Source organism: Streptomyces griseobrunneus, from assembly GCF_046713465.1.
Taxonomy (GTDB): domain Bacteria; phylum Actinomycetota; class Actinomycetes; order Streptomycetales; family Streptomycetaceae; genus Streptomyces; species Streptomyces microflavus.
The window spans coordinates 168130-194042 of record NZ_CP177080.1; the positions used below are offsets into that span (position 1 = coordinate 168130).

General features: G+C 68.4%; 24 protein-coding genes and 3 pseudogenes. 18 read left to right on the forward strand and 9 right to left on the reverse strand.

The features are described 5' to 3' along the window. The first annotated feature begins 785 nt into the window (after positions 1–785). Entirely contained in the window at positions 786–1208 is a 423-nt protein-coding gene (locus ACK8N7_RS00850) for a peptidoglycan-binding domain-containing protein (RefSeq protein WP_364503294.1), read from the forward strand. 526 nt (positions 1209–1734) lie between these two features. Here ACK8N7_RS00850 and ACK8N7_RS00855 read toward each other — a convergent pair. Together ACK8N7_RS00855 and ACK8N7_RS00860 are read right to left on the reverse strand one after the other, a co-directional pair. Beyond that, positions 1735–2661, reverse strand: a complete 927-nt coding sequence (locus ACK8N7_RS00855; protein WP_403218821.1) for a hypothetical protein — start codon at positions 2659–2661, stop codon at positions 1735–1737. Between the two features lie 554 nt (positions 2662–3215). After that, a complete protein-coding gene (locus ACK8N7_RS00860) occupies positions 3216–3662 on the reverse strand; it encodes a hypothetical protein (RefSeq protein WP_500440371.1) in 447 nt (148 codons plus the stop codon). Between the two features lie 408 nt (positions 3663–4070). On the opposite strand from ACK8N7_RS00860, the gene ACK8N7_RS00865 reads away from it, so the two are divergent. Together ACK8N7_RS00865 and ACK8N7_RS00870 are read left to right on the forward strand one after the other, a co-directional pair. Continuing rightward, on the forward strand, positions 4071–4334 hold the full coding sequence (locus ACK8N7_RS00865; protein ID WP_403218825.1) for a hypothetical protein: 264 nt from the start codon (positions 4071–4073) through the stop codon (positions 4332–4334). Next, positions 4331–4696: a hypothetical protein gene (locus ACK8N7_RS00870; RefSeq protein WP_403218827.1), complete on the forward strand. Its 366-nt coding sequence runs from the start codon at positions 4331–4333 to the stop codon at positions 4694–4696. The genes ACK8N7_RS00865 and ACK8N7_RS00870 overlap by 4 nt, the downstream gene beginning before the upstream one ends. Here ACK8N7_RS00870 and ACK8N7_RS00875 read toward each other — a convergent pair. Beyond that, positions 4677–5585 (reverse strand): zinc finger domain-containing protein, encoded by a 909-nt coding sequence (locus ACK8N7_RS00875; protein ID WP_500440372.1) that lies wholly within the window; start codon positions 5583–5585, stop codon positions 4677–4679. The genes ACK8N7_RS00870 and ACK8N7_RS00875 overlap by 20 nt on opposite strands. 84 nt (positions 5586–5669) lie before the next feature. Between ACK8N7_RS00875 and ACK8N7_RS00880 the strand changes: the two genes are divergently transcribed. From ACK8N7_RS00880 to ACK8N7_RS00895, 4 genes and pseudogenes are all read left to right on the forward strand, one after another. Further along, the gene (locus ACK8N7_RS00880) at positions 5670–5975 is read left to right on the forward strand and encodes a transposase (RefSeq protein ID WP_500440373.1); all 306 of its coding nucleotides are present in this window, start codon (positions 5670–5672) and stop codon (positions 5973–5975) included. Then, positions 5972–6625 (forward strand): IS3 family transposase, encoded by a 654-nt coding sequence (locus tag ACK8N7_RS00885; RefSeq protein ID WP_500440374.1) that lies wholly within the window; start codon positions 5972–5974, stop codon positions 6623–6625. The genes ACK8N7_RS00880 and ACK8N7_RS00885 overlap by 4 nt, the downstream gene beginning before the upstream one ends. A 20-nt stretch (positions 6626–6645) precedes the next feature. Further along, complete coding sequence (locus ACK8N7_RS00890; protein WP_500440375.1) at positions 6646–8058, forward strand: IS30 family transposase; 1413 nt, start codon at positions 6646–6648, stop codon at positions 8056–8058. A gap of 4 nt (positions 8059–8062) precedes the next feature. Continuing rightward, positions 8063–8365: pseudogene (locus tag ACK8N7_RS00895) on the forward strand (integrase core domain-containing protein); the annotation flags it as partial. A 601-nt stretch (positions 8366–8966) separates the two neighbouring features. On the opposite strand, the gene ACK8N7_RS00900 reads toward ACK8N7_RS00895, so the two are convergent. Together ACK8N7_RS00900 and ACK8N7_RS00905 are read right to left on the reverse strand one after the other, a co-directional pair. Further along, on the reverse strand, positions 8967–9308 hold the full coding sequence (locus tag ACK8N7_RS00900; RefSeq protein WP_403218833.1) for a DUF5713 family protein: 342 nt from the start codon (positions 9306–9308) through the stop codon (positions 8967–8969). 113 nt (positions 9309–9421) lie between these two features. Continuing rightward, a complete protein-coding gene (locus ACK8N7_RS00905; RefSeq protein ID WP_403218835.1) occupies positions 9422–9898 on the reverse strand; it encodes a MarR family winged helix-turn-helix transcriptional regulator in 477 nt (158 codons plus the stop codon). Between the two features lie 87 nt (positions 9899–9985). Between ACK8N7_RS00905 and ACK8N7_RS00910 the strand changes: the two genes are divergently transcribed. The 3 genes from ACK8N7_RS00910 (at position 9986) to ACK8N7_RS00920 (ending at position 15216) form a co-directional block, all read left to right on the forward strand. Next, positions 9986–10876: an alpha/beta fold hydrolase gene (locus ACK8N7_RS00910; protein WP_500440376.1), complete on the forward strand. Its 891-nt coding sequence runs from the start codon at positions 9986–9988 to the stop codon at positions 10874–10876. Positions 10877–11892: 1016 nt separating this feature from the next. Beyond that, positions 11893–12381 (forward strand): GGDEF domain-containing protein, encoded by a 489-nt coding sequence (locus tag ACK8N7_RS00915; protein ID WP_500445637.1) that lies wholly within the window; start codon positions 11893–11895, stop codon positions 12379–12381. A gap of 618 nt (positions 12382–12999) precedes the next feature. Continuing rightward, positions 13000–15216, forward strand: coding sequence for a tetratricopeptide repeat protein (locus tag ACK8N7_RS00920; RefSeq protein ID WP_500440377.1), 2217 nt, complete (start codon positions 13000–13002; stop codon positions 15214–15216). 254 nt (positions 15217–15470) lie between these two features. Here the strand turns inward: ACK8N7_RS00920 and ACK8N7_RS00925 are convergent, their stop codons facing one another. Continuing rightward, a complete protein-coding gene (locus ACK8N7_RS00925; RefSeq protein ID WP_500445639.1) occupies positions 15471–16706 on the reverse strand; it encodes an IS30 family transposase in 1236 nt (411 codons plus the stop codon). 409 nt (positions 16707–17115) lie between these two features. On the opposite strand from ACK8N7_RS00925, the gene ACK8N7_RS00930 reads away from it, so the two are divergent. Beyond that, positions 17116–17838 carry a zeta toxin family protein gene (locus ACK8N7_RS00930; RefSeq protein ID WP_403218500.1) on the forward strand — a complete coding sequence of 241 codons (723 nt, stop codon included), beginning with the start codon at positions 17116–17118 and terminating at the stop codon, positions 17836–17838. A gap of 82 nt (positions 17839–17920) precedes the next feature. Further along, positions 17921–18382 carry a hypothetical protein gene (locus ACK8N7_RS00935; RefSeq protein WP_403218499.1) on the forward strand — a complete coding sequence of 154 codons (462 nt, stop codon included), beginning with the start codon at positions 17921–17923 and terminating at the stop codon, positions 18380–18382. 149 nt (positions 18383–18531) lie between these two features. Here the strand turns inward: ACK8N7_RS00935 and ACK8N7_RS00940 are convergent, their stop codons facing one another. Together ACK8N7_RS00940 and ACK8N7_RS00945 are read right to left on the reverse strand one after the other, a co-directional pair. Then, positions 18532–19116: a hypothetical protein gene (locus ACK8N7_RS00940; protein ID WP_403218498.1), complete on the reverse strand. Its 585-nt coding sequence runs from the start codon at positions 19114–19116 to the stop codon at positions 18532–18534. Between the two features lie 122 nt (positions 19117–19238). Then, on the reverse strand, positions 19239–19826 hold the full coding sequence (locus ACK8N7_RS00945; RefSeq protein WP_403218497.1) for a DUF4913 domain-containing protein: 588 nt from the start codon (positions 19824–19826) through the stop codon (positions 19239–19241). A 172-nt stretch (positions 19827–19998) separates the two neighbouring features. On the opposite strand from ACK8N7_RS00945, the gene ACK8N7_RS00950 reads away from it, so the two are divergent. Continuing rightward, positions 19999–20694, forward strand: coding sequence for a hypothetical protein (locus tag ACK8N7_RS00950; protein WP_500440378.1), 696 nt, complete (start codon positions 19999–20001; stop codon positions 20692–20694). A gap of 16 nt (positions 20695–20710) precedes the next feature. Next, a pseudogene (locus tag ACK8N7_RS00955) lies at positions 20711–20901 on the forward strand (IS5/IS1182 family transposase); the annotation flags it as partial. Between the two features lie 406 nt (positions 20902–21307). On the opposite strand, the gene ACK8N7_RS00960 reads toward ACK8N7_RS00955, so the two are convergent. Continuing rightward, positions 21308–21514, reverse strand: a complete 207-nt coding sequence (locus ACK8N7_RS00960) for a hypothetical protein (RefSeq protein ID WP_403218495.1) — start codon at positions 21512–21514, stop codon at positions 21308–21310. Between the two features lie 516 nt (positions 21515–22030). Here ACK8N7_RS00960 and ACK8N7_RS00965 point away from each other — a divergent pair. The 4 genes and pseudogenes from ACK8N7_RS00965 to ACK8N7_RS00980 form a co-directional block, all read left to right on the forward strand. Further along, on the forward strand, positions 22031–22369 hold the full coding sequence (locus ACK8N7_RS00965) for a hypothetical protein (protein ID WP_500440379.1): 339 nt from the start codon (positions 22031–22033) through the stop codon (positions 22367–22369). Between the two features lie 47 nt (positions 22370–22416). Beyond that, a protein-coding gene (locus ACK8N7_RS00970; RefSeq protein ID WP_403220033.1) for an IS3 family transposase occupies positions 22417–23669 on the forward strand; the annotation gives its coding sequence in 2 pieces (ribosomal slippage) (positions 22417–22699 and positions 22699–23669; 1254 coding nt in all). A gap of 60 nt (positions 23670–23729) precedes the next feature. Beyond that, on the forward strand, positions 23730–24452 hold the full coding sequence (locus ACK8N7_RS00975) for a hypothetical protein (RefSeq protein WP_500445641.1): 723 nt from the start codon (positions 23730–23732) through the stop codon (positions 24450–24452). Positions 24453–24897: 445 nt separating this feature from the next. Further along, positions 24898–25271, forward strand: a pseudogene (locus tag ACK8N7_RS00980) (aminoglycoside phosphotransferase family protein); the annotation flags it as partial. Positions 25272–25913 lie beyond the last annotated feature (642 nt).

Here is a 25913-nt window from a genome sequence, read left to right on the forward strand (position 1 = left end):
CCCCGATCTTCACGTCCAGGCCGTAGCGGGCGCACCCGGGTCCGGATCATCCGGGCCAGGCCGGAAGTCCGAGGTGATTGCGGCAGTCGACAACTGCCCGGTGCAGGCGCCCCTCAGCGAAAGCCTCCTCCCACTCCACGGCCCGGTGCCAGATCTGACGCTCAATCGGCAACGCCTGCAGACCCGGGCCCGGAAGCGTCGGGCAACGTCGGAGGGTCCGGTCATCCCCGCGTGTCCAAGACAAACGCGGCAGGGCCACGGGACTGCACATACACCAACTTGGCGGAAGGCCGGGGCGGTCGCTCCGGGCCACGTTAGGGGCCACCACCCCTGATGACGATCAAGAGTTTTCGGCCCGCAGAGTGCCTTCTCCGGTCTCGGCTGCTCCGAAGGCCTACAGCCCAGATGCGCTGCGAGGTTTCTGAGCACACTGCGGTCACCGTCCCCTCGCCAGGGACTTTCGCAAGCTTCTTCTTTTTGCACAGGCGGGTCTGCCTGCGACATGGATGTAGGAGTCGGCGGAGACCGGGGCATCGAGTCGTAACCATCCAGCTGTGCCGCAGTCCTGGGCGGAAAGAGACGCTCGTTGTCCTCTGGTGAATTCCAGCGGTGACCGCCGTATCAGAATCATGATTCCCAGCAGGGCAAGGCAGTCGCTGGACACTTTCGGTCTGTCCTGAACAGAGTGATGTTTCTGGTGGGCATGTCCCTGTCGTGCCAGTCTGTCGCCGCATCAGCCGGACTCGGCCTGATCCCCAACAAACTGCACCGATCAAGGAGAATTCATGAGCATGCGGTCTTCGATGCGGTTCCGTGGCGCGTTCACCGGAGCAGCGGTCTGCTCGGCCCTCGCCCTGGGAACCGTCCTGGCAGGCCCCGGCACGGCAGTCGCCTCGACGGAGACAGGGCGCAGCTCGACGGCCGTCTCCGCACAGGCCGCGTGCTCCGTCTACTGGAAAGTGGGCGTGGACTACGCGGGACTGACCGCGGGTTACAGCTGGGCGTGGAACGTCGTGATCAGGCAGGGAGACACCGGTGACCGGGTCCGGGAGATCCAGTGCCTCGCCATCTATCACGGCTACAGCCTGACGGTCGACGGGCAGTTCGGCCCCGCGACCAAGAACGCGGTCACTGCCTTCCAGCGCGCCCGGGGAATCGGGGCGGACGGCATCGTCGGGTCATCCACATGGCGCCAGCTGCGTAAGTAGCGATCCCGTTCCACGACCCCCGAGCCGCCACGATGGGACCGGGCGTTCGTGGACCTGGTGGGCGGCCCCTCGACGGGGCGGGTTCTCGAAGTCACCGGCTGGTCCGGCGAGCAGCTGGCGGAAGATGCACTCCTGATCACGGACCGGTGCTTGTACAGAGCTGGCGGCCGGGCGCTCTTCGGCCCCATCGAGGCTGATCCCGAAGGACCGTTCCTGTGGATCGGTGACACTGTCTGACCCAAGTGCACCGGTTGGGCGATGTCGGGCCGGCGTCCGTCACGCACGTCCTGATGGGGTTCGGCGCCGGGGACGTGAACTGTGCAGCCGAAGATGTCGAGGAGCAGGCGTCGCTTCCCAGCGTTGGCCCCGGTCCGTGCGCATGCCAGATCTGGGTACGCCTCGCCGCTGAGAGCCGGCGAGCTGGCTCTCAGCGGCGAGGTGGTGCGGGTCCCGGCCGTCACACCCTGGGACCGCACCACAGGGTGTCCTTGGCCGAGGGATGGTGCGGGGCACCGGTCGCGGCGGGTCACGGTGTTCCGTTGGCCCCGTTCGCGCAGGGGCTGCCCAGACCGGAGGTACCACCGGCTCCGCCGGTCCCGCCGCGGAAGAGGAGGCCCCCGGTGCCGTTGCCGCCGGCGCCGCCGTTGCCGCAGGCGCCATCGGCGCTGGCGCCCGACTTGGCGCCGCCGTTGCCCCCGTCACCGCCCTTGCCGCCGAAGTTGAGGATGCCTCCGGAGCTCAGGCCCCCCGCCCCGCCGATGCCCGCGGCACCGCCCGGGTAAGCACCGCCGGAGCTGCCGTTGCCGCCGTTTCCGGCCTTGCCGCCCTTGCCGCCGTTGCCAGAACTGTTGATGCCGCCGCGGCCACCATTACCGCCCGCACCGCCGCCGTGGCCGATGCCGCCGTTGCCCGCGTTGCCGCCCGCACCCCCGTCTGATCCCCCGGCGCCGCCGATGCCACCGCGGCCACCTGCGCCGGCGTTGGCCCCGGAGTTGCCGCCGACGCCGCCGATGCCACCCTCACCCCCGTGGGTGCCCGCTCCGCCTGCTCCGCCCTCGCCGCCGGCACCGGTCAGGCCCCCGGCCGCACCGGTGCCGCCGTTGCCACCCGCGGCGCCGTTGGGGCCGGCGTTGCCGCCGAGAGCACCCGCCCCGCCGGAACCGCTGCCGAGGCCGGCACCGCCGTTGCCGCCCCTACCGCCGACCCCGCCCAGGACACCGTTGCCGCCGGGACCCCCCGCACCGCCGGCGCAGTCCCCGGTTCCGGTCGCGGGGCCACCCGCGGTGCCGGGAAAGCCGTTGGGATGGGAGGAGTTGCCGTTGACGCCGGCAACGCCCGCGGTCCCGGCAGTGCAGGCGAGAGCGGAGGCCGCGGCGGGAGAGCCGAGCAGGAGTGCTGCGCCGGCGAAGAGCGTGGGCAGGGCGAGGAGCGCTGTGGTCTGGTTCCTGTTCATGACGGGGTTTCCTCAGACTCGGGTAAAGCGCGGGTTAGTGCGGGTCACTGCATCAGGCCGGTGCGGAACCAAATGGGGAACACCCGTTCCCCGAACCGGTTTCCGTGCCACATGGCCGGAGGCAGTCGGCGAAATTCCGGACTGTTTCCAGTGGGACAGCCCTTTTCAGCTCGTCATAGGCGGCCAGGTCACGGCGCCGGGCAGGGCTGCGAGCAGGGCAGTCTTCTCTGAACGGTGGGGGCGGTTCCCCCGGCACGTTGCCGAGCCAGGCAAACATGAATCGGGCCGGCCGTCGCCTACGAGATGCGTGGCCCGGCGGTGGATGCGCAGGACACCGGCCCCTGCGGGGAGTGCCGCCATCCCGGCCCTGGGAGACGAAACTTCGCGGCACCCAGGCATCTCGTTGTCAGGCATACCGTGCGGGCGGGCACGCCTCCGGGCCGGGCCGTCAGAACGGAACCGCCCCGCCCTCACAGCGTCTGCAGGGGCGGGGCGCGCCGAGGGATGCGTGTCGTCCTACGGGAGCTGGCTCGGCAATCCCCGCGAGGGTCGGTTCAGCAGGGAAAGGTGGAGTTTCCGGCGGCGCCGGTGGCACCGGTGGTGCCGTCCGCAGTGAACGTGGCGGCAGTGCCGTTGCCACCGGGCTTGCCGGGACACACCGGGCTGGCCGCGCCACCCACACCGCCGGCACCGCCCTTGTGACCGCCACCGACCGTGGACGCTCCCCCATCGCCGCCCTTGCCGCCGGCGATACCGGAACCCGCGTTGCCCACACCGCCCACACCGCCGTTACCCCCGGTACCGCCCAGGGCGGCCCCGCCCCCGGAACCGCCGATACCGCCATTGCCGTTGGCACCCCCGGCGCCGCCGGCACCGCCCGCGCCACCGACACTGGCGCTGCCGCTCGCGTTGCCGCCGTCACCCCCGGTGCCACCGTTCCCGTTGGCACCGGCCGCGCCACCGGTACCGCCCAGGCCACCGATCCCACCACCGGTGCCCACACCGTTAGCCCCATTACCTCCCGGAAGACCCAGGAGGCTGAACCCGCCCACAGCCCGGACGCTGCCCGTCTCGGCACGGGCCGACGCGGAAGCCAGGGCAGGGGCGGCGGTGAGACCGGCCACAGCGATCACGGAGACCAGGAGAGTCCGGGAAAGAGCAGGGGTGCGCATGAAGCGCATGAGGAAGCCTCTCGAAGTGCGCGACCGCAGATGCTCCACGACCGACACACCCGCAACCTACACAAGAACAGACCACCTCATACGTCGCACAATGATCCAATAGCTTGAAACAGATCTTATGGTCAAAATTTGGCCTTAACACCCACTGAGAGGTGCCCGTGCGTGGCGGGGGGAACTGTTAAGCCGCCTACTAGCCGGTGGTATCAGGGACTAGCTATGGTGGTGGGTATGGCAAAGCAGACGAATATCCGATTGGACGACGCTGTCAAGGCGGCGGCCGAGGACCGGGCCAAGCGCCGCGGTCTGACCTTGCAGGGGTACGTGGCCGACTTGATCGAGGCCGATGTGAATCAGGCACGTGCCACTTTCATGGCCGGCGCTGCGACGTTCCTGGCTCAGTACTCGGACGAGTTCGAGGCGGAAGTCGGCGAAGACCGGTACCCCGGCCTTCCGGAAGAGCTGGCCGAGAGCGCGCCGCGGGACGCCGCGTGAATCTTCGCATCGATCTCGCCTGGATCCTGGCAGTGGCGCAGCAGATCCCGGGGGATCCCCAGGTCGTCGACTACGGGGTGCCGGTAGCAGCCGAAGCACGTCATCGGGCAGAGGTCCTGGACCACGAGGTATATCCCGAGCCCCATCACAAGGCCGCGGCTCTGTTGTGCGAGCTGGCGCGAAACCCAAGCCTGGAGAAGCGGAACCTGCTATTCGCGGCCACAGTGACTGCGGCCTACCTGTCAGCTTGCGGGATGCCGGTGAGCCCTGGCCTGGACACCGTCCTCCCGCTGGCCCGCGCCGCCCGGGACGGTCTCCCGGTACGGGAAGTCGCTGCTCAGATCAAGACCTGGACGAGCTGACCTCCTCGTCGGGTGGCATCTCCCCGGACGCACAGGCCGGCCCGAATGCCGTCGCAACCCTGCCGGTCGACGGCGGCGGGGCACCAGGTGCCGTGGCACGGATTCTGCGCAGGCGTTCGTCGTGCGGCAGTTGGCGGGTTCGGCCGGGGCCGACCCGGTCGTCGTTGTCACACGGCTTCCCGAACCTGGCATAGCACCGGGGGCACGTTTCGCTGTACCAGTCCGCGCGCGCCACCTGTTGGTGCAGCCGGACCTCACCCTGCTGCCCGGTGTCGGTGTTCCGGACCCGGTCAAGTTTCGGTGACCGCTCCGGATTTCTCTGCACGGGGAGTTCAGGTGCCGGCTTTCGCTCGCGCTGCACGCGGGCTTTCCACGCCTTGATCTGGTTGATCTCGCTGCGCGTGAGCTGGTCACCAACCTTGTCGGCCAGGTCGGTGAGCATGGCGACCTTTCGTCGCTTCTCCGTTCCCAGCATGGTGCGTCCGTTACGGCGCAGGGTACGTAAGGTCGTGCGCACCCGCGCCACCGCGTTCGCTTTCTCCCAGGCCGTTCGTCGGCGGGCCTCTTCCTTGGCCTCGGCTGCGGCGTTGAGTCTGCGGGCAGTCTCTTCCTGTTCCCGGAGCGCCCCGGCGAGGAAGGTGGCGGCCCCTGCGGCGGTCTGGTTTTCGGTGTCGGTGCGGTCGTGGGCAGCGATCGCGTTGACGTGGGCCAGCAGCCCGCGGGTCTCCTGGACGTCGCCTCCGGCCGCGGCGTCGCTCAGCCGGGAGAACATCTCCTGCCGGGCCACGGCCTGCTTTTGCAGCCAGACCGTGGCGTCCTCAAGGACGGTGTTGATCTGGGCCTGGGTCTCTTGGTCCGCCCCTTCCAGGGTTTCCAGGGCGTGGCTCACCCGGGCCACGGAGCTTGACCCCGGATTTTGGGCACCGGAGACACTTGGATCTTGATGGTCCAGGAGAACGGAGTCCCCGTGGGGATGAAGCACTACCCGGCCACGTTCAAGACGGACGCGGTCGCGTTGTACCGCTCGAGGCCGGGAGCGACGATCAAGTCGGTCGCCGCTGATCTCGGGGTGAACACCGAGACGCTGAGGAACTGGATCCGGGCCGCCGACGGCCGCCGACCTGGCGCCCATTCCGCACCGCCGGCCACCTCGCAGGCCGTCGGCGACGCCGTTCAGGCGGAGCTGGCCGCCGCCCGCAAGAGGATCCGCGAGCTCGAGGAAGAACGGGACATTCTCCGCAAGGCAGCCCGGTATTTCGCCGGGGAGACGCGCTGGTGAACCGCTACCAGTTCGTTGACGATCACCAGCGCCGTCACGGCGTGAAGCGGCTCTGCGACATCCTCGGCCTGGCCCGTTCGAGCTTCTACTACTGGCGTCGCACCGCGGCCGCGAGAGCGGCCAGACAGAGCGTCGAGGCCGGGCTCGCGGCCCGGATACGCAAGATCCACCAGGACTCCGACGGCACCTACGGAGCCCCCAGAATCACCGCGGAACTCCGCGACGAGGAGGGTCCGGCGGTCAACCACAAGCGGGTCGCCAGGATCATGCGGACCATAGGGCTCGAGGGAGTCCGTCTGCGCCGCCGGCACCGCACCACCGTCGCGGACCAAGCCGCGTCGAAGGCACCCGACCTGATCGGACGCGACTTCACCGCAGCCGACGTCAACAGAAAGCACGTCGGCGACATCACATACCTGCCGGTCAGCGGCGCGAAACCGCTCTACCTCGCGACCGTCATCGACTTGTGCTCGCGCCGGCTGGCCGGGTGGGCGATCGCCGATCACATGCGAACCGAGCTCGTCATCGACGCCCTGGCGGCAGCCGAGCGGACCCGTGGAAACCTGGCCGGAGCGATCATGCACACAGACCACGGATCCCAAGGTGAGTTCAACTGGTCGTCGCAACACCTTGATCACGAAGGTGTGTAATGAGACTGCCGAGGAAGCAGATGTCGCAGGCGCCATCCGGTCCGCGTCGGCAGTGGGCCGCGGATAGGGCGATGCGGCCGCCGATGCGCTCACCGGGCCGGCCTGAGCCGTCGCGCGCTGTGCAACGAGAGTTCTGGCGCCTGATCGCATCCGGGATCACCTCTGTCCGGGCCGCCGAGGGTGTCGGGGTGTCGGCACCGGTCGGGATTCGATGGTTCCGACACGCTGGCGGAATGGCACCGCTGAGTCTGGACGAGCCCTCGGGCCGATACCTGTCGTTCGCCGAACGGGAGGAGATTGCACTGCTTAAGGCTCAGGACAAGGGCGTGCGTGAGATCGCCCGCACGATCGGGCGAGCCCCGGGAACGATCTCTCGCGAGCTGCGTCGCAACGCCGCGACCAGGGGCGGTAAGCCGGTCTACCGCGCCGTGGTGGCCCAGTGGAAAGCGCAGCAGGCCGCGAAGCGCCCAAAGACGGCGAAGCTCGTGGACAACGACCGTTTGCGTGAGTACGTGCAGGACCGACTCGCCGGTGACATCCGCCGACCCGACGGCACGAACGTTTCAGGTCCTGCGACGCCGCCGTGGAAGGGCCTGAACAAGCCCCGTCGCCAGGACAGACGATGGTCAACGGCATGGAGCCCGGAGCAGATCGCACGCCGACTGCGGGTCGACTTCCCTGATGATGAGTCCATGCGCATCAGCCATGAGGCGATCTACCAGTCGCTGTTCATCGAGGGCCGAGGTGCGCTCAAGCGCGAGCTGGTCACGTGTCTGCGCACGGGCCGTGCGCTGCGGGAGCCAAGGGCGCGGTCCCGAAACAAGCCGCAGGGCCACGTTACCGCTGACGTCGTTCTGAGTGAGCGCCCGGCCGAGGCCGACGATCGCGCTGTCCCTGGCCATTGGGAGGGCGACCTGATCATTGGGACGGGTAGGTCCGCGATCGGCACGCTCGTCGAGCGCAGCAGCAGGGCCACGCTCCTGGTCCATCTGCCACGGCTGGACGGCTGGGGCGAGGAACCGTATGTGAAGAACGGGCCATCGCTCGGCGGATACGGGGCCGTCGCGATGAACGCGGCACTGACGGAGGCGATGACCAAGTTGCCCGAGCAACTACGCAAGACCCTCACCTGGGACCGCGGGAAGGAGCTCTCCGGTCACGCCCAGTTCGCCATGGAGAGCGGGACGCGGGTGTTCTTCGCCGACCCCCACTCGCCCTGGCAACGACCGACGAACGAAAACACCAACGGGTTGCTGCGACAGTACTTCCCGAAAGGCACGGACCTGTCTCGGTGGTCCGCCGAAGACCTCGAAGCCGTCGCGTACGCACTCAACAATCGGCCCCGCAAAATCCTCGGCTGGAAGACACCCGCCGAAGTCTTCGAAGAGCAACTACGCTCACTTCAACAACCCGGTGTTGCATCGATCGGTTGAACTCGCCCAATATTCGAGCAGGGCCTTCGCTGAAATCTGCAGGTCAGCCGGGGTCCGGCAGAGCATGGGCGCGATCGGATCCAGCGCCGACAACGCCGCCGCAGAAAGCTTCAACGCCGCCTTCAAGAGGGAGACGCTCAATGGCCGCAAAGCCTGGTCGAGCGAGCGCGAGGCCAGGCTCGACGCGTTCCGCTGGCTGACCCGATACAACACCCGCCGCCGGCACTCCCGCCTCGGCCACCAGTCCCCGATCGCCTACGAGAACGACCTCCAGCCAGCTGCAACTACCCAGACCCAAGCCGCATAGACGTGTTCAAAATCCGGGGTCAAGGCCCCCCTGGCCGGAGCAGGCAAGCCGCCGCCGGGGCCAGGCCAACGAGGGAGTCGAGAAGAGGTGCCAGAACAGCGTCGGGGGCTTCTCGTTCTGGCTCTCCTGCTCGGGGCGTTGGAGAGTTCGAGGACGACGGCTCGCGGTGCTGGGGTTGCGGCGCTGCCACGGGTGGTGTGCGGGCTATGTGCAGTCTCGGAGCGCTGGCACACCTGTTCCCGTGTCACCAGTGTGGGCGAGACTAGGCAATTGAAGGTATCTGCACTCGCGATCTCTCCCATCGGGCCGGGCTGACGAGTGCCAGGTCCATGCGCTTACCGGAAGGATTCCTGTTCATGCGTCTTACGCGTCTCTCTGCTTCCCTGGCGGCGGTTGCCGCTTTCTTCCTCGTCCCTCTCGCCGCGGTTCCGGCCGGTGCCGCTGCGGCACCGGCCGGCCTGGCCGTCGAGCGGGCTGTGAACGAGGTCAGCACGGTGAAGTGGTTCGACACGAGTAAGGGCTATGGACATCTATGAGGCGACCATCCTGGTCGCAGTCCTTAACGAATGGCTTTGACCGGAGATGGTTCTCCCGTCCTCGGTCACCAGTCCCGGCCGGCGGTCAGCTCCTCCGCATCCGCGTTCGTGAACCCGTATGCCGACGCAATGAGACAGAAATCGTCACAGATCCACTCACGCGCAACCGTCTCGATCCCGCTCCCGGCCGCCACGAACTCCCTGTCCAGCAGGTTGAACTCCTCCGTCGCAGCCTGGGTGAGCGCAAACAAGGTCGCCAGATCCGACGGCTGCTCGGCCTCAATTCGTTCGCACAGCCGCAGCAGGATCGCCTTCCCCCGGTCGATTACACGATCAGGGAAGTACGAGTCGTCGTACATCTGCAGCAGGAACGAGTGCCCCGCTACCTGCTGGTTTGTGATCCGCATGGCGCCTTCCTACCTTCGCGAAGAGCTGGTGCGCCGATCATGCACAGCACCACTGACAACGATGCCCCCCATGGACACCAGACCCCACGTGGCCAGCACTTTCACAACAGGCCCTAGCGCAGTTCCTGTCCCGCCGCCCAGCCCGGAGCGTCGAGGTTGATGGGCGAGTCGCCGACGAATTGGGCGAGCTGCGTTTCCAGCTCGGCGAGTTCGTCGGCGCCCAGACGCACTTCCCAGCGGGCCCGCACCTCGTCGAAGATCGCCGTGCTCTCGGTGATCAGCCCGATCCCGTGATCGGTGATCCGGATGTTCTTGCGGCGGCTGTCGGCGGGGTCGGTCTCGGTGGTGACGTACCCGCGTTCGACGAGCGCGGCGATCGTCTTCGCTGCGGCCTGCTTGGTGATGGCGAGTCTGCGGGCCAAGTCCGAGGCGCTGTCGGCGCCAGCTCGGATGGCCCGGATCGCGTACTCGTGCGACGGCCGGGCGTCGGGGTATCCCCGGGTCGCCAGCTCCCGGACCACTTCGTCCACCAGATTGCGATAGCTGCCCAGGAGCAGCAGGGCGAGATCGGCGCCGGATCGTGAGGACATGACCACAGTCTAGATCTTCCCTTGACGTGGACAACCAGGTTGGCCAACATTACAGTCAACCTGATTGTCTATCTTGGGAGTCATCGCATGACCAGCTCTTTCGTGACCGCCTCGCCCGCCGTGGCGGGCGTCACGCACCACACCGCCGAGGTCAACGGCACCACGTTGCACTACGTCTCGGCGGGCGACACCGGCTCCCCGATCCTGCTGGTGCACGGGTGGCCGGAGTCCTGGTGGGCCTTCCGCGACGTCATCCCGCTGCTCGCCGCCACCCACCGGGTGTTCGCCGTCGACCTGCGCGGCTTCGGCGACTCCGGCATCGCCGACGGCGACCACGACTTGGCCACCATGGCGGAGGACCTGCACCGGCTGGTCGCCCACCTCGGCGTCGGGCCCGTGCACGTGACCTGCCAGGACATCAGCGGCGGGCCGGTCTTCGCGTTCGCGGCCACGCACCCCGGCGACGTCCTAAGCTTCACCGGCGTCGAGACCACCCTTCCGGGGTACGGCTGGGAGATGCTGGCCGACGTGAGGAACGGCGGCTCCTGGCACGTGGGATTCCTGGCCGCCCCGGGAATTCCGGAGCTGTTCCTGGCCGGCCGCGAGCGAGTGATGCTCGACTGGGCCGTCTCGGTGATGACGATGGTGCCGGGTGGGGTCACCGAGGCCGACCTCGACGAGTTCGCCCGCACCTACGCGCGGCCGAGCGGCTGGCGCGGCACCGAGGGGCTCTACCGTTCCTCCCTGACTGGCGGCGACCGGATGCGGGCACTGGCCGAGTCGCGGCCGCTGACCGTTCCCGTGCTCGCCGTCGACGGCATCAACGCCCCCTTCACCGAGCGGACGATGCGCCAGGTCGCCGGCGACGTCACCGCGGTCACGATCCCGGACGTCGGGCATTTCGTCGCGCAGGAGGCGCCCGCCGCCTTCGCCACCGCGGTCGGCGACTTCGTCGACCGCGTCGACCGGAGCCGCTGAACGGCCGAGTCCCTGCACCGCCACCCTCCGTGCCCTCTCCGGCCTGCCGCTGACGCGGCCTCGAGCCGGGGCAGCGCCGTTGCCTCCCGGATTCGTGCTGCCGAGGTGGGCAACTCCCGCGCCGACACCGCGTGTTTCAACCGCGGATACGCCGTCCGCTCGATCGACGCCACGAAACCACCACCCGACCATCAACCGGACAAAGGCCCCCGCGCGGCGACGACTCTGACGAACATCAATGCGACAGGAAAATCCCCAGCTCAGCGCGATGCATCACTGCCCTACGGCAGGTTTCCGGCGTACTCCGGTCGGACCCGCTCTTCGGCCTGCTCTTTCTACTTCTCGCGCAGCTACGTGAGCTGATGCGGCAGATCGGCCGCACCATCGACGAGTGGCATGACCTGCGCGGTTCGGGGGACGACGAGCCCTCCGACAAGTAGCAAGACAGAAGGCCCCGCTCCTCGGCCACCGAAGGGCGGGGCCTTCTCCGTACCCAGGCGGCCCACGCCGTCTAGATCAACTGCCTAGCGTTGATTTTTCGCTGAAAGCTACGGACGGTCCGACGGCCAGGTGGGGCCAAAAGAACCTGGAACAACCGTCCCCGACCCACCCCGCCCTGGGGCCAAACCACGTTGCCCGAGTGGGGCCAGAACTACCTGCTCAAAACACCCTCATGAGTCGCTCTGTGATCGGCGCAGGTGCGGGCCCGATCAAGCGGACCTCCTCAGCGCTCCACACACCGCTTTTGGCGGGTGCGTCACCCGCTTCCGCGATGATCACCATTCCGACCGGGCCTATGACGACACTGGCACCCCCCACTGTGAAGCGCCCGGCTACCACCGAGCCGCCGACGAGCACGGGTACGTGCTCCCGATCGAACACCAGCGCTGGGATTACGGCGGGAACCTGATCATTCATTCCCGCATCATCCTCGACCACGACCGGTCACCCCCAATGCCCCGCGTCGAACCCGCTTCCGACACCGCATCCAAGGCTGAGAGGCGAGTGGGTTCGTCATCTCTCCGCTCCCGGAATCCGCGAACCCACGCGTTTCCGACGCGGACCACTTCAAGCAGATCAATGACGGCATGGGCCACGAGGCGGGCGACTCCGTCCTCGCTGCGATCGGAGCCCGCCTCACCGCGTGGGCAGGCCCGCGCGCGTCCGTCGGCCGCCTCGGGGGCGATGAGTTCGCCGTGGTCCTGGAGCTCGCCGCCGATCGCCGAGCGCTGCGCCTGGAGCAGCTGGTCCGGATGCTGCACACCCCGGTCACCCTGGACGACGGCCGCACGGTCGACGTCGCCGCGTCCGTCGGCGCAGCGGCCCCGGCCTCGGTCGGCTCCCGAGACCTGACTTTGTTGCAGAGGGCGGCCGACGCCGCGCTTTACGACGGTAAGCACTCAGGCCAGGCGGTCCTCGCCAAGGCCACGCACGCGGCCACGCCGTCCACCAATGGGCGCCGGGCCGGCCGCCCGGGGACAGCGGTGTGGGGGCGAGCAGCATGAGTGCCCTGACCCTGCCCGAGGGCGACTGGATCCGTGGCATCAGCATCAAGCAGCCCTGGACGACCGCGATCCTGACCGCACCATAGCGGCCCTTGCTGCCCGGATCTGGGCGGCAAGGGCCGCTCTTTTGCGTTCCGGCGCCGTACCAGACAGCCGGACCACCGTCCCGCGCGCGGGCCAGGCACAGCTGTTTCCCAAAATGCTGTCACGGCTGCGTACCGGAAGTACCGGCCCTGCCCGCGAGCCTGTAGCTGAAGACATCCTCTGTGTATGGGGAGCGATCGGTGCGGAGGAGTTGCGGGCATGGTGGGCGGGCGTATGGAGCGGTGGCGTTGGGCGCCTGGCCGGCTGCTGCGGGCGTTGGTATGGGCCGTGGTTGCGGGCGGGGTTGCCTGGGGGATCACGCGGGTGGTCGCCCAGGTTGGGCTGGAGGTGGCGGATCAGCTCTCCAGCGTGATCGGCGGATTCGTCGGGACGATCGGCCTCGTCGTAGCACTGGTCGCTCTACGTTCACCCGCGCCCGCCAATCAACCCCCGGCAGGCGGTGGGGCGAGTGGGCGTTGGGTGCGGGCTGCCGCTGCTCACGCTTCCTACCGTGCTCCCACTGTCCAGGCGCAGGTGCATGGCCGTGACAGCGAGCTCGCCGACCTCCACCGGCTGGCAGCCGGCCGTAACGGTGGGCTCGTCGTTCTCTGCGGGACGGGCGGGCTGGGCAAGACCACCCTCGCAGCCCAGGCCGCCCAACAGGCCGAGAAGAAGGGGCGGGCGGTGTTCTGGGTGCGGTGGCAGGACGATGCCACCCGTCTCGCTCACGACCTCACCCGCATCGCCCAGGAACTGGGACTCGCCGAAAGCCGTCTCCATGACGCCCAGAGCGGCCGGGCCGCCCTCGTCGACGTGGTGTGGGAGCACTTGGCCGCCGTGCCAGGGTGGGTCATCGTGCTCGACAACGTCGACACCCCCCGCAACCTCGGCCCCGGCAGCGAACTGCCGGGCTCCTACCGGGGGTGGGTGCGCCCCGAGGGCGCCGGACTCCTCCTGGTCACCACCCGCGACAGCGCACGCGACACGTGGGGGCCCAGGGCCCGCCTCGTTCCGCTCGAACCCCTGTCCGTCGACGCTTCGGGCGCGGTGCTGCGCGACGCCGCACCCGCCGCCGGGACCACGGAGGAGGCCGCCGCTCTCGGAGGACGACTCGGCGGGCTCCCTCTCGCTCTGGACACCGCGGGGCGCTACCTCGCCAACCCCACCAGCCGCTACCGCACCTTCACCGCCTACCAGCACGCCCTCGACACCGAGTTCGGCGACCTCCTCGGCGCCGAACACCCGCAAGGCGCCGACCCGGAGATCGCCCGCAGGGTGGTCCGGCACACCTTCGACCTCTCCCTCACCCAGCTCCACACCGACGGCTACACCCTCGCCCGCCCCACCCTGTTCCTCCTCGCCCTCCTCGCACCGGCGCCCGTCCCCCGCGCGTTCCTCACCCCCGCCCTCCTCACCGACGCCACCGGGCAGAGCGCCACAGCGGCCGAACTCGACGCCGCTCTCGCGGCCCTCCACCAGTACAGCCTCATCAGCACCCCCACCGCGCCGCCGAACGGCACGAGTGAGCTGCAAGCGCTCACCGTCGGGCAGGTCGTGCTGCACCCCCTGGTCCACGACGTCATCGGCCTCACGGCACCCCCCGGCACCGACCGCACCACCTGCCACACCGCGCTCGACACCCACCTCACCCGCACCGTTCACGACACCACCAGCGCCGGCCGCGCCGGCTGGCCCACCGCACGCCTCCTCGCCCCACACCTCCCAGCTCTCCTCCACCGCACGTCTCCCACCGACTTCACCACCACCCGCAACGTGCTCGACAGCGTCGCCGACACAGTCCGAGACGCCGGCGCCGCGGCCGAGGAACACCTGCTGCGCCAGTGCGTCCTCGACGCCGAAACTCACCACCTTGGCCCGGATCATCCCGACAGCCTCATCAGCCGCAGCAATCTCGCCCACACCGTGCGCGCGCTCGGCCGTCACCAGGAGGCTGCCGACCTCCACCAGCAGACGCTCGCCGACCGCGAACGTGTGCTGGGGCCCGACCATCCCGACACCCTCACCAGCCGCGGCAACCTCGCCAGCGCTCTGCAGGCGCTCGGCCGTCACCAGGAGTCCGCCGACCTCCACCAGCAGACGCTCGCCGACCGCGAACGCATCCTGGGGCCCGACCACCCCAACACCTTTCCCAGCCGCAGCAACCTCGCTCGCGCCCTACTTGCGCTCGGCCGTCACCAGGAGTCCGCCGAGCTCCACCAGCGGACGCTCGCCGACCGCGAACGTGTGCTGGGGCCCGACCATCCCGACACCCTCACCAGCCGCAGCAACCTCGCACTCGCTCTGCAGGCGCTCGGCCGTCACCAGGAGGCCGCCGACCTCCACCAGCAGATTCTCACCGTCTCCGAACGTGTGCTGGGGCCCGACCATCCCGACACCCTCACCAGCCGCAACAACCTCGCCAGCGCTCTGCAGGCGCTCGGCCGTCACCAGGAGGCCGCCGACCTCCACCAGCGAACCCTCACCGACTGCGAACGTGTGCTGGGGCCCGACCACCCGCACACCTTCACCAGCCGCAACAACCTCGCCAGCGCCTTGGGCTCGCTCGGCCGCTACCAGGAGTCCGTGGTCCTCCATCAGCGAACCCTCACCGGCCGCGAACGTGTGCTGGGGCCCGACCACCCCGACACCCTCACCAGCCGCAACAACCTCGCCAGCGCCCTGAATGCGGCCGCTCGGAGCCAACGGTGGCGACGGCCATGGCGGCGCACTCGGTCCTCCCCGGCCCGCTGACCACGCCCGAGCCTGTCCGCCTGACCCGACCACAACCTCACCACCCACCGGAGAGCCGCGCCCACCCGCACTGAGCGGTGCGGCTCTCCACCCTCGCCTCCATCCGAGCTTCCCGCGCAGCCCCGGTGACCCTGTCGGCTTCCCTGATCCCCACGAAGGTGCACCCGCTACCTGACGGCCTCGCACCTGGATCAGCGCCACGAAAAGGCCCGCCCCCCCTTGGGTTCCAGGGGTCATCGCAACACCACTTGGTTTTAGGTGGTGAGTAGATCACGTAGACGCTCGGCTGGGGTATCCCAGTCGAGCGTCTTGCGTGGGCGGCCGTTGAGTTCCTGGGCGACGTGTTCGAGGTCTTCGGGGCTGTGGAGGCTGAGGTCGGTGGCTTTGGGGAAGTACTGGCGGAGCAGGCCGTTGGTGTTCTCGTTGGAGCCGCGTTGCCAGGGTGAGGCGGGGTTGCAGAAGTAGACGGGCATGCCGGTGGCCAGGGTGAACTGCTGGTGGCGTGCCATCTCGCTTCCCTGGTCCCAGGTGAGCGATCCCCGCAGATGTGCGGGCAGGGTCTGGATGGTGCGGACGAGGCCGTCACGGACGGTTTCGGCGTCGTGGGCTCCGCCGGGCAGGTGGACCAGCATGGTGTAGCGGGTGCTCCGCTCGACCAGGGTGGCGATCGCGGAGCGGCTGCTGGCTCCGATGATCAGGTCGCCTTCCCAGTGCCCGGGAACGGCCCGGTCCTCGATAGCGGCGGGACGATCGCTGATCATGACCATTGGGTCGGTGAACCGTGGCGTGCGCCGCTCGGGGTCCCGGCGTGCTTTGCGGCGGGTGCGACCGGAGCGGATTGCTGCCTGCACTTCCCGCTTCAGGCCGCCACGGGCCTGGAAATACAGTGCCTGGTAGATCGTTTCCACGCTCACCCGCATGCTCTGGTCGTCGGGATGCTCCTTGCGCAGAGCGTGGCAGATCTGCTCCGGCGACCATCGTGTCCGCAAGCCGTCCTGGACGAAGCGGCGCAGCCGGCTCTCGCGTAGCAGCTTGCGGTCCTTGGGCCGGGGCCGGCGTGCTGCGGCTGCGCGGTGGGCCGCATAGGGCTGATAGCCCTCGACGCCCGAGTTCGCATCGATCTCCCGCTTGATCGTGCTGGCGGGCCGGCCCAGGGCGCGTCCGATCGCCCGCAGCGAGTGGCCCACCGCGAGCAGATCCCGGATCCGCTCGCGCTCGGAAAGAGCCAGGAACCTGGGGTGCAGCTGCTTGTCCAGGGTCGCCAGACCCATCGATGCTGTGGTCACACCGAACATCGTGGCGGTCCCCGCCGCGTAATCGACACGGCGGCCGTCGGCGTAGGTCCGCGTGGTGCGAGTTTTCTTGACGCCCTGGTCCCAGTCCCTGGCTGTGCGCCTGTTCACCCCGATGCGCCGGGCCGCCTCGGACTGCGAGGCGCCCGTGGCCCGCAATTGCTCGTACTCCTCCCGCCGCGGATGCCGCCGCGGCAGACGTACCGACCCGCGACCGGATCTCCGAGCCCAACCGAACGCCGTGTTCCGGTTCACACCCAGCTCACGCGCCACCACCGTCACGTTCCCCACGGCATCCAGCCGTGCAAGGAAACGCTCCTTCAACCCCGCAAGATCAACCCGCTCAACGGCCACGGTCCTCGCAACTCCCACAGATCGTGGGTGTTGCGAGGACCGTTAGAACCCAAGCCCAAAGCAATGGGGTGCGGGCCTTTTCGTGTCTCAGGGCCGGTAATGGGCAAGCAGGCAGCTGACGCTCTCGGGCCTTGATCCAAGGCCCACACCGACTTCGCCCGGCGTCCGGACTCTCCGACTTTCCACGCGGCCCGCTCGGCCGGGGTCAGCTCGCGGTTGAAGGCGACACACCGGACCCGACGGATGGGCCTGGATGAAGCAGGCACAGCAGTTCGTGCGCGGCGAAGACCTCTCCGGTGGCCGGAAGCTCAACGCCCTGGTCCAGGAGACCGCCATGGACCCGCAGTTCCTGGCTGAGACCATGCGCAGCTACCGGGACGTAGGCACCCGCATCGACACCTTCGTCCTGGCTGTCTCCCAGGCGTTGAGTGAGCAGGGCGTCCTCAACCGCTATCACGAGCAGGTGCTCGACCGAGGACAAGGCCGCCTGACCGTCCCGGAGAAGGCGCTGGCCTCGTACACGGGCATCGCCGACTCGTGCGAGGTCATCGTGCGCGAGGGGCTCTCGGACTTCGCCGCCGTCTACCGCCGCGGCGAGTCCACGCCCCGGTTCGCGGCCGACGCCGTCGAGCTCTCCCGCAATCGGATGGCGCTGCGCCAGAGCGTGGAGCGGGAGCGCAACCGGCCCTGGGCGCCGGAGGAGTCCCAGGACTTCCTCGGCGTCCAGCGCAAGCTGCGTGAGGGCCTCCCTGCGGACTTCGGCCCTCAGCTCGACCGCATCGACCAGCTGGCCGCCCCCCTTCTGGCAAGGGTGGGTCCCGGCACCCCTCGCATATCGAGCGCGGCCGCCCGCTCGCGCAGCACCACCACCCCCAGCTGCCCGCCGGTTCCCGGGAAGGGCCCGGCACCGACAGACCAAGCCGCACCGCGCGGCGGCGCCGAGGGGCCCGGGCAACGCAGGGGACGCAGCAAGTAGCCATCTTGTGGGGAGCGGGGCCGGGCATCTGCTCCTCACCATCACTCGGGGGGTGCCGACGAGACCGCATCCGGAGAGGTTCATGAGGATCACCATTGAGGGCGCCAGCGAGGCGTTCGCCGAGAAGGTGCTTGCCTTCGCCGCGCAGCAGGGCGCGGAGTTGACTGTCACCGCCATCGACACCGGTTGGACCCCTGAACGCGCGGAGCGGTACCTCGCCTCCCTGCCGGCCAACGCCCTGCGCTTCGCCCAGCTTGTCGTGGACGCGGACGGCGACAAGCCCGCCGAGGAGCTGCGCGAGGCCTTCCGCGGCGAACTGCGCGGCCCGACCATCGCCCTGTCCCGTGCGGTGCCGCGCGGCGTGCGTCGCAAGTGGTGGCCCTCGGGCACCGAGGCACCCATCACGCCCCGGTACGACCCCGAACACCCCAGCTGGCAGAAGGCCATCGCCTACACGATGACCAGGGAGAACGTCGCTGTCTTCCGCATCGCCTTCGCCCAGCTGGGCATTGGTCTGACAGCCTCGGTGGATGGCGGCAACTGACCGGGCCACCGCCAGCGGGCGCTGAGGGAGTCCGTGGCCTTCTGACTCCACCGGCTACGCCTGCGGATGAGCACACGAGGCTGAGGCGCTCAGGCCAGACACGAGAAAGCGGCGCCCGATTCACTCGGGCGCCGCTTCGCTTCGCGACGTCAGCTACGGCTTCGAGACCATGCAGGCGCTCGCGCTTCACGGGCGGCCCGTCCACGCTCCTGCGCCTGCTGTAACCGCGCGGCGAAGGCTTTGTCGCGCTTTATTCTGGCGTAAACGACACCCTCACTGATTCCGATCTCGATCGATGCCCCGGCGACGCTGTACCGGCCGGTCTCCAGCAGCGCGAACAGCTTGGTCGCGTGCTCCGGGACGAGGTTCGCGCGCGACCGCCTCGATACGGCGAATTCCTTGGTGTACCGGACGACCGCCTGGTAGGCCCGGCCGAAGTGCGGGTCGGCGTCCGCCCACTTGCGGACCTGAGAGGTGGTCACGTCGGCGGCGCGTGCGGCATCGGCCACCCGCACGCCCAGGGCCAGCTGGCCCAGGAAGACGCCGCGCTGTGCGATCTGGCGCTCCTGCGGGGTGTAGGGGTCCCGGCCGACCAAAACGATGGCGAGCTGAGGGTCGTACGGCACGCTGTCGAGTACGTGCTGCAAGTCGAGCCCGCATTGCTCGGCGGCCTGGTCCAGCGACTCCCCCTCCCGCAGACGGGCGATGAGGACGTCACGTGCCTCCTGGCCCATCTGGGCCGTCGTCAGAGCAAGAATTGGCTGGTCGTCGCGCAGCGCCCCATGGTGTCAGGCCTCGGCGAAAGGCGTACGACACCCCAGCCCAGCTCACGCATGATGGCCCCGGCCCCGGTCGATCATGCGCCGTCTTCATGGGTCCAGGCGCTGGGCACCAGACTGGGCAGGCGGTGTGTCACCTGGTGCTCGCCCTCGGTGCAGCCTGCGAAGGGCCCGGCCGCTCCGCGCAGTTGCCGCAGGGCGGGGTCCAGGTGGTCGCGGTGCCACACGGACGGTCCGGTGTATCCGCAGGAGGCCGGGTCGGTCAGCTCCTGCCCTGCCAGCCACGCGGCGTGCAGGCGGGCGATGGCCACGGAGTGCTCGAACCACCGGTGGCACCATTTAGCGTCGGCCGACGGCTCGCCGAGGTAGCCGGGCACGAGGACGCCCTCGACCCACTCGATCAGGCCCCGCAGCTCGTCGTCGTACTGCGGCGGGTCCAGCAGCAGGATGAACGGCGGATACTGCCACTCATCCTCGACCTCTGCCTCTCCGCCGGCCGGTTCCTCCTCGTCGGCGGAGGTCTCGCCCGGCTCCGCGCTGTCGCCGCGGGTACGAGCCTCAACCAGGGCGGTCAGGCCGGCGAGCTGGCTTTTGAGGTCCTCGATGTCCTCGAACATGCCGACCGGCACGTCCAGGTGCGGCACCTCGTCGGGCTCATCGGCCACTGCGCGTCGCCTTCTTGTCCTCGTACGCAGACCAACGAGACACCTGCGCCATTGAGTTGAGCCGTTGAACACCTCTCTCAACGGCACGGGTGTCTCGTGCGTTGCGGCCGGCCTCGCCGTCATCCCATCAGAGCGGCCGCTCTGATGGGATGACGGCGTTGAGAGGTAGAGCATGATCTACCAGGTGACGACGGATGATACGGGCGTGGGCATCGATGGTGTCGGTGTGTGGTACGAGCGGCTGGGTTGGGCGTACGGGCTGATAGCAAGCGATCCGGCTGTACGTGCTGCGGCGCTTGCCCGTCTGGCTGACGCCGAGAGGAACACCCGGGATGCCTTGAATCGGTACAACAGGACATGGCGACGGGGGTATTCGCTGAGACGGAAAACGGCGAGCAGGAACTACGAGGAGATCCGCAAGTATTCGCTGCCCGACGCGTTGTGGGACCGGCCGGCCGGCCCCGACATCGTCGTGTGGCCGGGTCTCCCCTACGCACTGCTCTTCCTGGAATGGGAGGCAAGATATCCGCAGGAGTGGACACGGCTTGCCAAGGCATGGGGAACGAAGCAGAGCCTCATCCGAGACGTGGCTGTCGCCCACCACGATGAGACGGTCAGAGCCAAGCTTGCCGACCTGATCGAGATCGTTGTACAGCGGCCTTACCGGTGCAAGGACCGCGAGTACGTGCGCGCGGCCAGGGCTGTGGACAGTGACGACCTGCGCACCAGGCTAAAGACGGCCGCCCGTTCGGACAATCCATGGGCGCAGCGCCATGCCGGATACATTCTCTGGCTCCTGGACCGCCCCAAAGTGCCGAATACGCGTCACGTCTGGCAGACCTGGCTGGCGGCGGCATCCAGAGAGTAAGGCACCGCCCGGGGGGTGCGCGATCGACTCGGTGAACATGCGGGCCCTGAAAAGGGGGACCTGACAGGTCCGAATCCCGTCGACCGGGGCAAGTACGGCTCGAAGATCCACCTGATCACGGAACGATCGGGTCTGCCCGTATCCGTCGGCATCTCCGGGGCCAGCCTGGACGACAGCCAGGCCCTGATCCCGCTCGTGAAGGGCATCCTCATCGGCGGCTCCAACGCCTACCTGGTGCGCGGCCAAGCCGGCGACGCCTGGTGGTGGCCCCCTTGTCTTGGCACCAGGCAGGGTGGTGTGGAGGGTTCAGGCGGTCTGCTATTCGTCGGCGGGCACCCAGATGCCATGCCGACAGGGTTTGAAGTCCACGAGAACCACCCGGCGTCCGTCAATTGTCGGGTCCTCGACACGTGACACGACGCTTTCCGGGCCCTCGTCGCAGATCGGACATGACACGAGCGCGGGATAGTCGGGTTGCTGAAGGACTCCGAGGAGTACCTCCTCTTCCCTGCACAGCAAAGCTGCCGTGAGGTCAGCCAGCCAGGCACCTGTCATGCGAATGCGATCCATGTTTTCTCCTCCGGGGCTGCCATGGTGCCGGGCGGATGCGGGGTTACGGGGTTTGGGCTGGCTGGTCGTCCTGCCACACCCAGCGGCCGTTGGTGTCGGGTGCATAGATGCTGCTGCCGCCAGGGAAGGTGCAGCCGTCGTTGGGAAGCGCAACCCAGGGGTCCTCATCCGTGAGGGTCACAGAGGTGGTTTGCCCATCCAGGGGTCCGCCGTGCAGTTCGACTGTGATCGAGATGCTGTTGTCGCTCATGTCGCTCTTCTGCCCCGACAGGTACAGACCAATTGCGGTGGCCTGTCAGCCGCGACCTGCCCGGCCGATCACTCGCCTCGTCAGGGTGACCCCACAGCAAGGAGGTTGAGCACAGTGCAGATGAGAGGGACTCGGACTACGGCCGTTGCTCTCGTCCGTGCAGCGCGCGCCGGTATGCCGGGACCGAAGGATCAAGCACCCTGGCCCCCGCCGTCGCGCGCTGTCCTTCAGTACCCAAGCCGGTCGAAACCTGCAAGACAGCCAGAAGCAACCCATCCCCCGCTACCGTTGAAGCGCAAGTGCAACCGGCAGAGGAGTGCATATGAGGCTCTTACAGACGCACGTCCTGGCTGATGGTGATGACCGGCAGTCGGGGGACGGCCAAGTCGGCGGCCCCTACTCGAGCCCAGGCGATCCGGGGAACCCCATGCCGGAGCCCGACGACTCCGACGACTAGACGTGGCGCCGCAGATGCCGGTCGATGCTGCAGCGCTCCGTCGCCGCTGCGCAGAGGAAATGGACGCCGCATCCGCCGGTTTCGGGAACGCCGCCTGGCTTAGGGATATCTTCCTCTCCGTGCACCGCGAGCACTTCGTACCTGCCCGCGTCTGGTGGCCCTCCCCCCGCGCGGACGGCCTGCACAGTCTGATCGACTGGGCCGAACGTCCCAACGCCTGGCTGAAAGCTGTCTACAGCACCGGCGCCCCGCTGATCACTCAGCTGGACGACGGCCGCGTCCCGCCAGCCGGACCCGCGAAGGGCCACTTCTCATCCAGCATCTCCTCCAGCGGCGTCATCATCGAACTCCTGCGCCACCTCGCACCCCGACCCGGAGAACGCGTACTCGAACTGTGAACCGCCCCGTGTTCGATAGAGACTTGATTCCGTGAAAGGATTGAGTCATGGCGCGCCCTTCCTCCTATCCCCCTGAGCTGCGCAAACGAGCGGTCCGTATGGTCGCCGAGATCCGTGGTGACTATCCGAACGAGTCGGCCGCATTGAGAGCGGTCGCCCAGAAGCTCGGGATCGGTTCGGCCGAGACCCTGCGGAACTGGGTGAAGCGGGACGAGGTCGACTCCGGGAAGCGTCCGGGGACGACCACGGAGGAGTCCGCGCAGATCAAGGCGATGAAGAAGGAGATCGCCGAGCTGAAGCGGGCGAACGACATCTTGAAGGCTGCGGCAAGTTTCTTCGCGGCCGAGCTCGACCGGCCACACACACGCTCGTAGCCTTCATCGACGAGCACCGGGCCCGCTTCGGCGGTGTCGAGCCGATCTGCCGCGTGCTCACCGAGCACGACTGCAAGATCGCCCCCTCCACCTACTACGCGGCGAAGAAGCGCGCCGCCGAACCCTCGGCCAGGCGGGTGCGCGATGCTGCCCTCAAGGAGTTGATCACCGAGGTCCACGAGGCCAACTTCCGCGTCTACGGCGCCAGGAAGGTATGGCGCGAGCTGCACCGCCAGGGCCACCCCGTGGCCCGGTGCACCGTCGAACGCCTGATGCGGGAACTCGGCATCACCGGCGCCGTCCGCGGGAAAAAGATCATCACCACGATCCCGGACAGCGCCGTCGAGCGGGCACCGGACCTACTGGACCGCAACTTCGTCGCGGCCGCCCCCAACCGCTGCTGGGTCGCCGACTTCACCCACGTCAAGACCTGGTCGGCAGTCGTCTACGTCGCCTTCGTCGTCGACACGTTCTCCCGCCGGATCGTCGGCTGGTCCGCCGCCACGTCGAAGGAGACCAGACTCGTCCTGGACGCCCTGGACATGGCCCTGTGGCAGCGCGACCGCGACGAACAGCCCCATCAGCGGGGCGAGTTGATACATCATTCCGATGCCGGGTCGCAATATACGAGTTTCCGGCTCGCCGAGCACCTGGACGCCGCCGGCATCGCGGCCTCGATCGGCTCCGTCGGTGACGCCTACGACAATGCCCTCATGGAGTCTGCGATCGGCCTGTTCAAGACTGAGCTGATCAAACCGGGGCGGCCCTGGAGGACGCTCTCCCAGGTCGAGCTGGCCACCGCGGAATGGGTCGACTGGTACTGCCACCGCCGCCTCCACGGTGAAATAGGGCACATCCCACCCGTCGAATACGAGACCAACTACTACCTCACGACCACGAAAACCCAGGTCACAACCACAATCTGAAGTCTCTACCGAACCCGGGGCGGTTCACTGGGTACAGGTACCGGATACACCACCGCCCTGCTGGCCACCCGAACCGGCCCAGGGACCGTCGTCAGCATCGAAGTTGATCCCGCCATCGCAGCCCAGGCGCGCAGGAACCTCGACGGGCTGGGCCTGGACCCGCTTGTCATCACTGGCGACGGCGAACAAGGACACCCGGCAGCCGGCCCCTACGACCGGATCGTCGCCACCGCTTCAGTCCGCCGGATCCCCCGAGCGTGGCTGGAACAGCTGCGCCCCGGCGGTGTACTCCTCGCTCCCCTCGACAGCCCTTTCGGTTGCGACCTGCTGGTACGCCTCACCGGTGCGGGCGGCACAGCCGCGCGAGGGCACTTCGTGGCGAAGGTCGAGTTCATGCGCTTCCGCGGCCAGCGCATGCCCCGCCCATACGCGGAGTTGGGATGGCCCGAGACCGCCAGCGTTGAGCGCTGGCAGGAGCTGCAGGTCGAGGCGGGGCTTCGTGGTCAGCAGATCCTTGACCCCTCTCCGCCGCGAGCCACCCGTACAGGCATCGACCTGCGCCCCGGTGATCGTCTCGTGTTGTGCACGGACGGCAAGGCGATGCGGATCTTGTTTCCCTATGAACGTTTTCCTCATCGCCGTAGTCGGCGTACTGAAGAGCGGTTCTCGACAGTTGCATGTCAGTCGCAACAGGGTCAGATCCTTGCCGGTCACGTCCCTGCACGTGGTGAGGTTGGTGAGTTGACCATGGAAGAGTACCCATTTCTCCGAATTCACTCTTAGCTACCCAAAAGCGACGTTCAGAATGGGGCCTCAGGCGGCCTATCTCGGCACTCCGGGTATGAGTGGATGCAGGGGCAATCGAGAGGGCCTTAGCTGGCCGCACAGGCGCTTTTCGCTCGCCCGAGTAATCCCTGAGCTGCCGTCAGGAGGCCAGGAAGCCGCAAGAGCACACGATGAAGGACTGCGCGCGGACATTCAGGCGCGGACACCCGAGCAGCCTGGTCTTCCGGAGCAACCTCCACCGTCGACTGCCTGGAAGCACGATGAAGCCCGGTGGACCCGGATCGATCCCCCCTTCTGGAGTCCCAGCAGAAGCAGGGGGCTTGGCCTGGTCAAGTGTCGGTGTCGCGCGCGAGGCTGTCGGTCAGCGGGACGCAGCTTGCTGTGTCATCGCATGCGATGAAGTCGGCAACGTCGGCGATCACCTCCGGGATACTGGTTGCCCATGGATGAGGTCGAAGTCGTCGTCGCCCATACCGAGCGCGCGACCCTGCGCGTCGGCGACGTGTTCCTGAAGGTGGACACCGATCAGGCGCGCATCGACATCGAGGTCGAGGCGATGTCCCTCGCGCCGGTCCCGACCCCGGAGATCCTGTGGCGCAAGCCGCCCGTGCTCGCGATCGCCGCACTCCCGGGAACGAACTCGGGCGCCTCGGAGGGCCGTCGACCGGGGCGTCGGCGGCGTGGGCCGCAGCGGGTGCCGCCATCCGGAAGCTGCACGACGCACCGCTGCCGCCCCGGACCGGCAGGGCCGGCCGGAGCAGCGTCGCACTGGCGACGGAACTCGACGCCGAGTGCGAGCTGCTCGTGACGAACGGCCAAGCATCAAGCGGCCCTGAACGACCGCGATCCTGACGGATGCGAAGCGGGTGGAGAACCGCCCGCAGCACTGGTCCTAGCGTACCTGGGTGCTCCTACACGCGGGCCAGCAGATCGACCGCCCCGCCCTGCGTCTCCCGCGCGTCTCCCGCACGATCCGCGGCCGCTAGCTTGTCACCGGCGCGATGGTCGGCATCGCCCGGCTCACCTGCTGCCCCAGCTGCCACCAGGACCCGACGGGTCCCCGCTCTGCTCTCCCTGGGCGCACCCGGGCGCCTGGCACCTCGAGCTCGCGGACGTCCAGGAGTTGCCCCTGCCCGTCCCCGTACGCGGGCAGCTCGGCCCCTGGAAGCCGACCACCGACCTGCGGGGACAGGTATTCCAGCAGCTGCCCGGCTTCCGCCCGTGACACGCACACGGGCCGAGAAGGCGCCGGTGGAGCCGGGACTGATCCCGGCCCCCGGTGCGGCCTGCTCGACGGGCGCGACGCCAGCCACTTCGACCGCTGGCAGGAACTACTCTGAGGGTGCTTGCAAATCGGCTCACAGTTGACCCGGCCCTGTGAGTGGGTTCCGGCGGGGTAGGCGTGTGTCCTTGCCTCCACGTCGTCAAGCCGTGGCGGCGAGGGCACAAGCGCGGTCA

Coding starts and splice junctions, on each gene's coding strand:
- ACK8N7_RS00850 (WP_364503294.1), top strand. CDS start 786: ATGAGCATGCGGTCTTCGATGCGGTTCCGTGGCGCGTTCACCGGAGCA.
- ACK8N7_RS00855 (WP_403218821.1), bottom strand. CDS start 2,661: ATGAACAGGAACCAGACCACAGCGCTCCTCGCCCTGCCCACGCTCTTC.
- ACK8N7_RS00865 (WP_403218825.1), top strand. CDS start 4,071: ATGGCAAAGCAGACGAATATCCGATTGGACGACGCTGTCAAGGCGGCG.
- ACK8N7_RS00880 (WP_500440373.1), top strand. CDS start 5,670: ATGAAGCACTACCCGGCCACGTTCAAGACGGACGCGGTCGCGTTGTAC.
- ACK8N7_RS00890 (WP_500440375.1), top strand. CDS start 6,646: ATGTCGCAGGCGCCATCCGGTCCGCGTCGGCAGTGGGCCGCGGATAGG.
- ACK8N7_RS00900 (WP_403218833.1), bottom strand. CDS start 9,308: ATGCGGATCACAAACCAGCAGGTAGCGGGGCACTCGTTCCTGCTGCAG.
- ACK8N7_RS00905 (WP_403218835.1), bottom strand. CDS start 9,898: ATGTCCTCACGATCCGGCGCCGATCTCGCCCTGCTGCTCCTGGGCAGC.
- ACK8N7_RS00910 (WP_500440376.1), top strand. CDS start 9,986: ATGACCAGCTCTTTCGTGACCGCCTCGCCCGCCGTGGCGGGCGTCACG.
- ACK8N7_RS00930 (WP_403218500.1), top strand. CDS start 17,116: ATGAAGCAGGCACAGCAGTTCGTGCGCGGCGAAGACCTCTCCGGTGGC.
- ACK8N7_RS00935 (WP_403218499.1), top strand. CDS start 17,921: ATGAGGATCACCATTGAGGGCGCCAGCGAGGCGTTCGCCGAGAAGGTG.
- ACK8N7_RS00940 (WP_403218498.1), bottom strand. CDS start 19,116: ATGGGCCAGGAGGCACGTGACGTCCTCATCGCCCGTCTGCGGGAGGGG.
- ACK8N7_RS00950 (WP_500440378.1), top strand. CDS start 19,999: ATGATCTACCAGGTGACGACGGATGATACGGGCGTGGGCATCGATGGT.
- ACK8N7_RS00960 (WP_403218495.1), bottom strand. CDS start 21,514: ATGAGCGACAACAGCATCTCGATCACAGTCGAACTGCACGGCGGACCC.
- ACK8N7_RS00965 (WP_500440379.1), top strand. CDS start 22,031: ATGGACGCCGCATCCGCCGGTTTCGGGAACGCCGCCTGGCTTAGGGAT.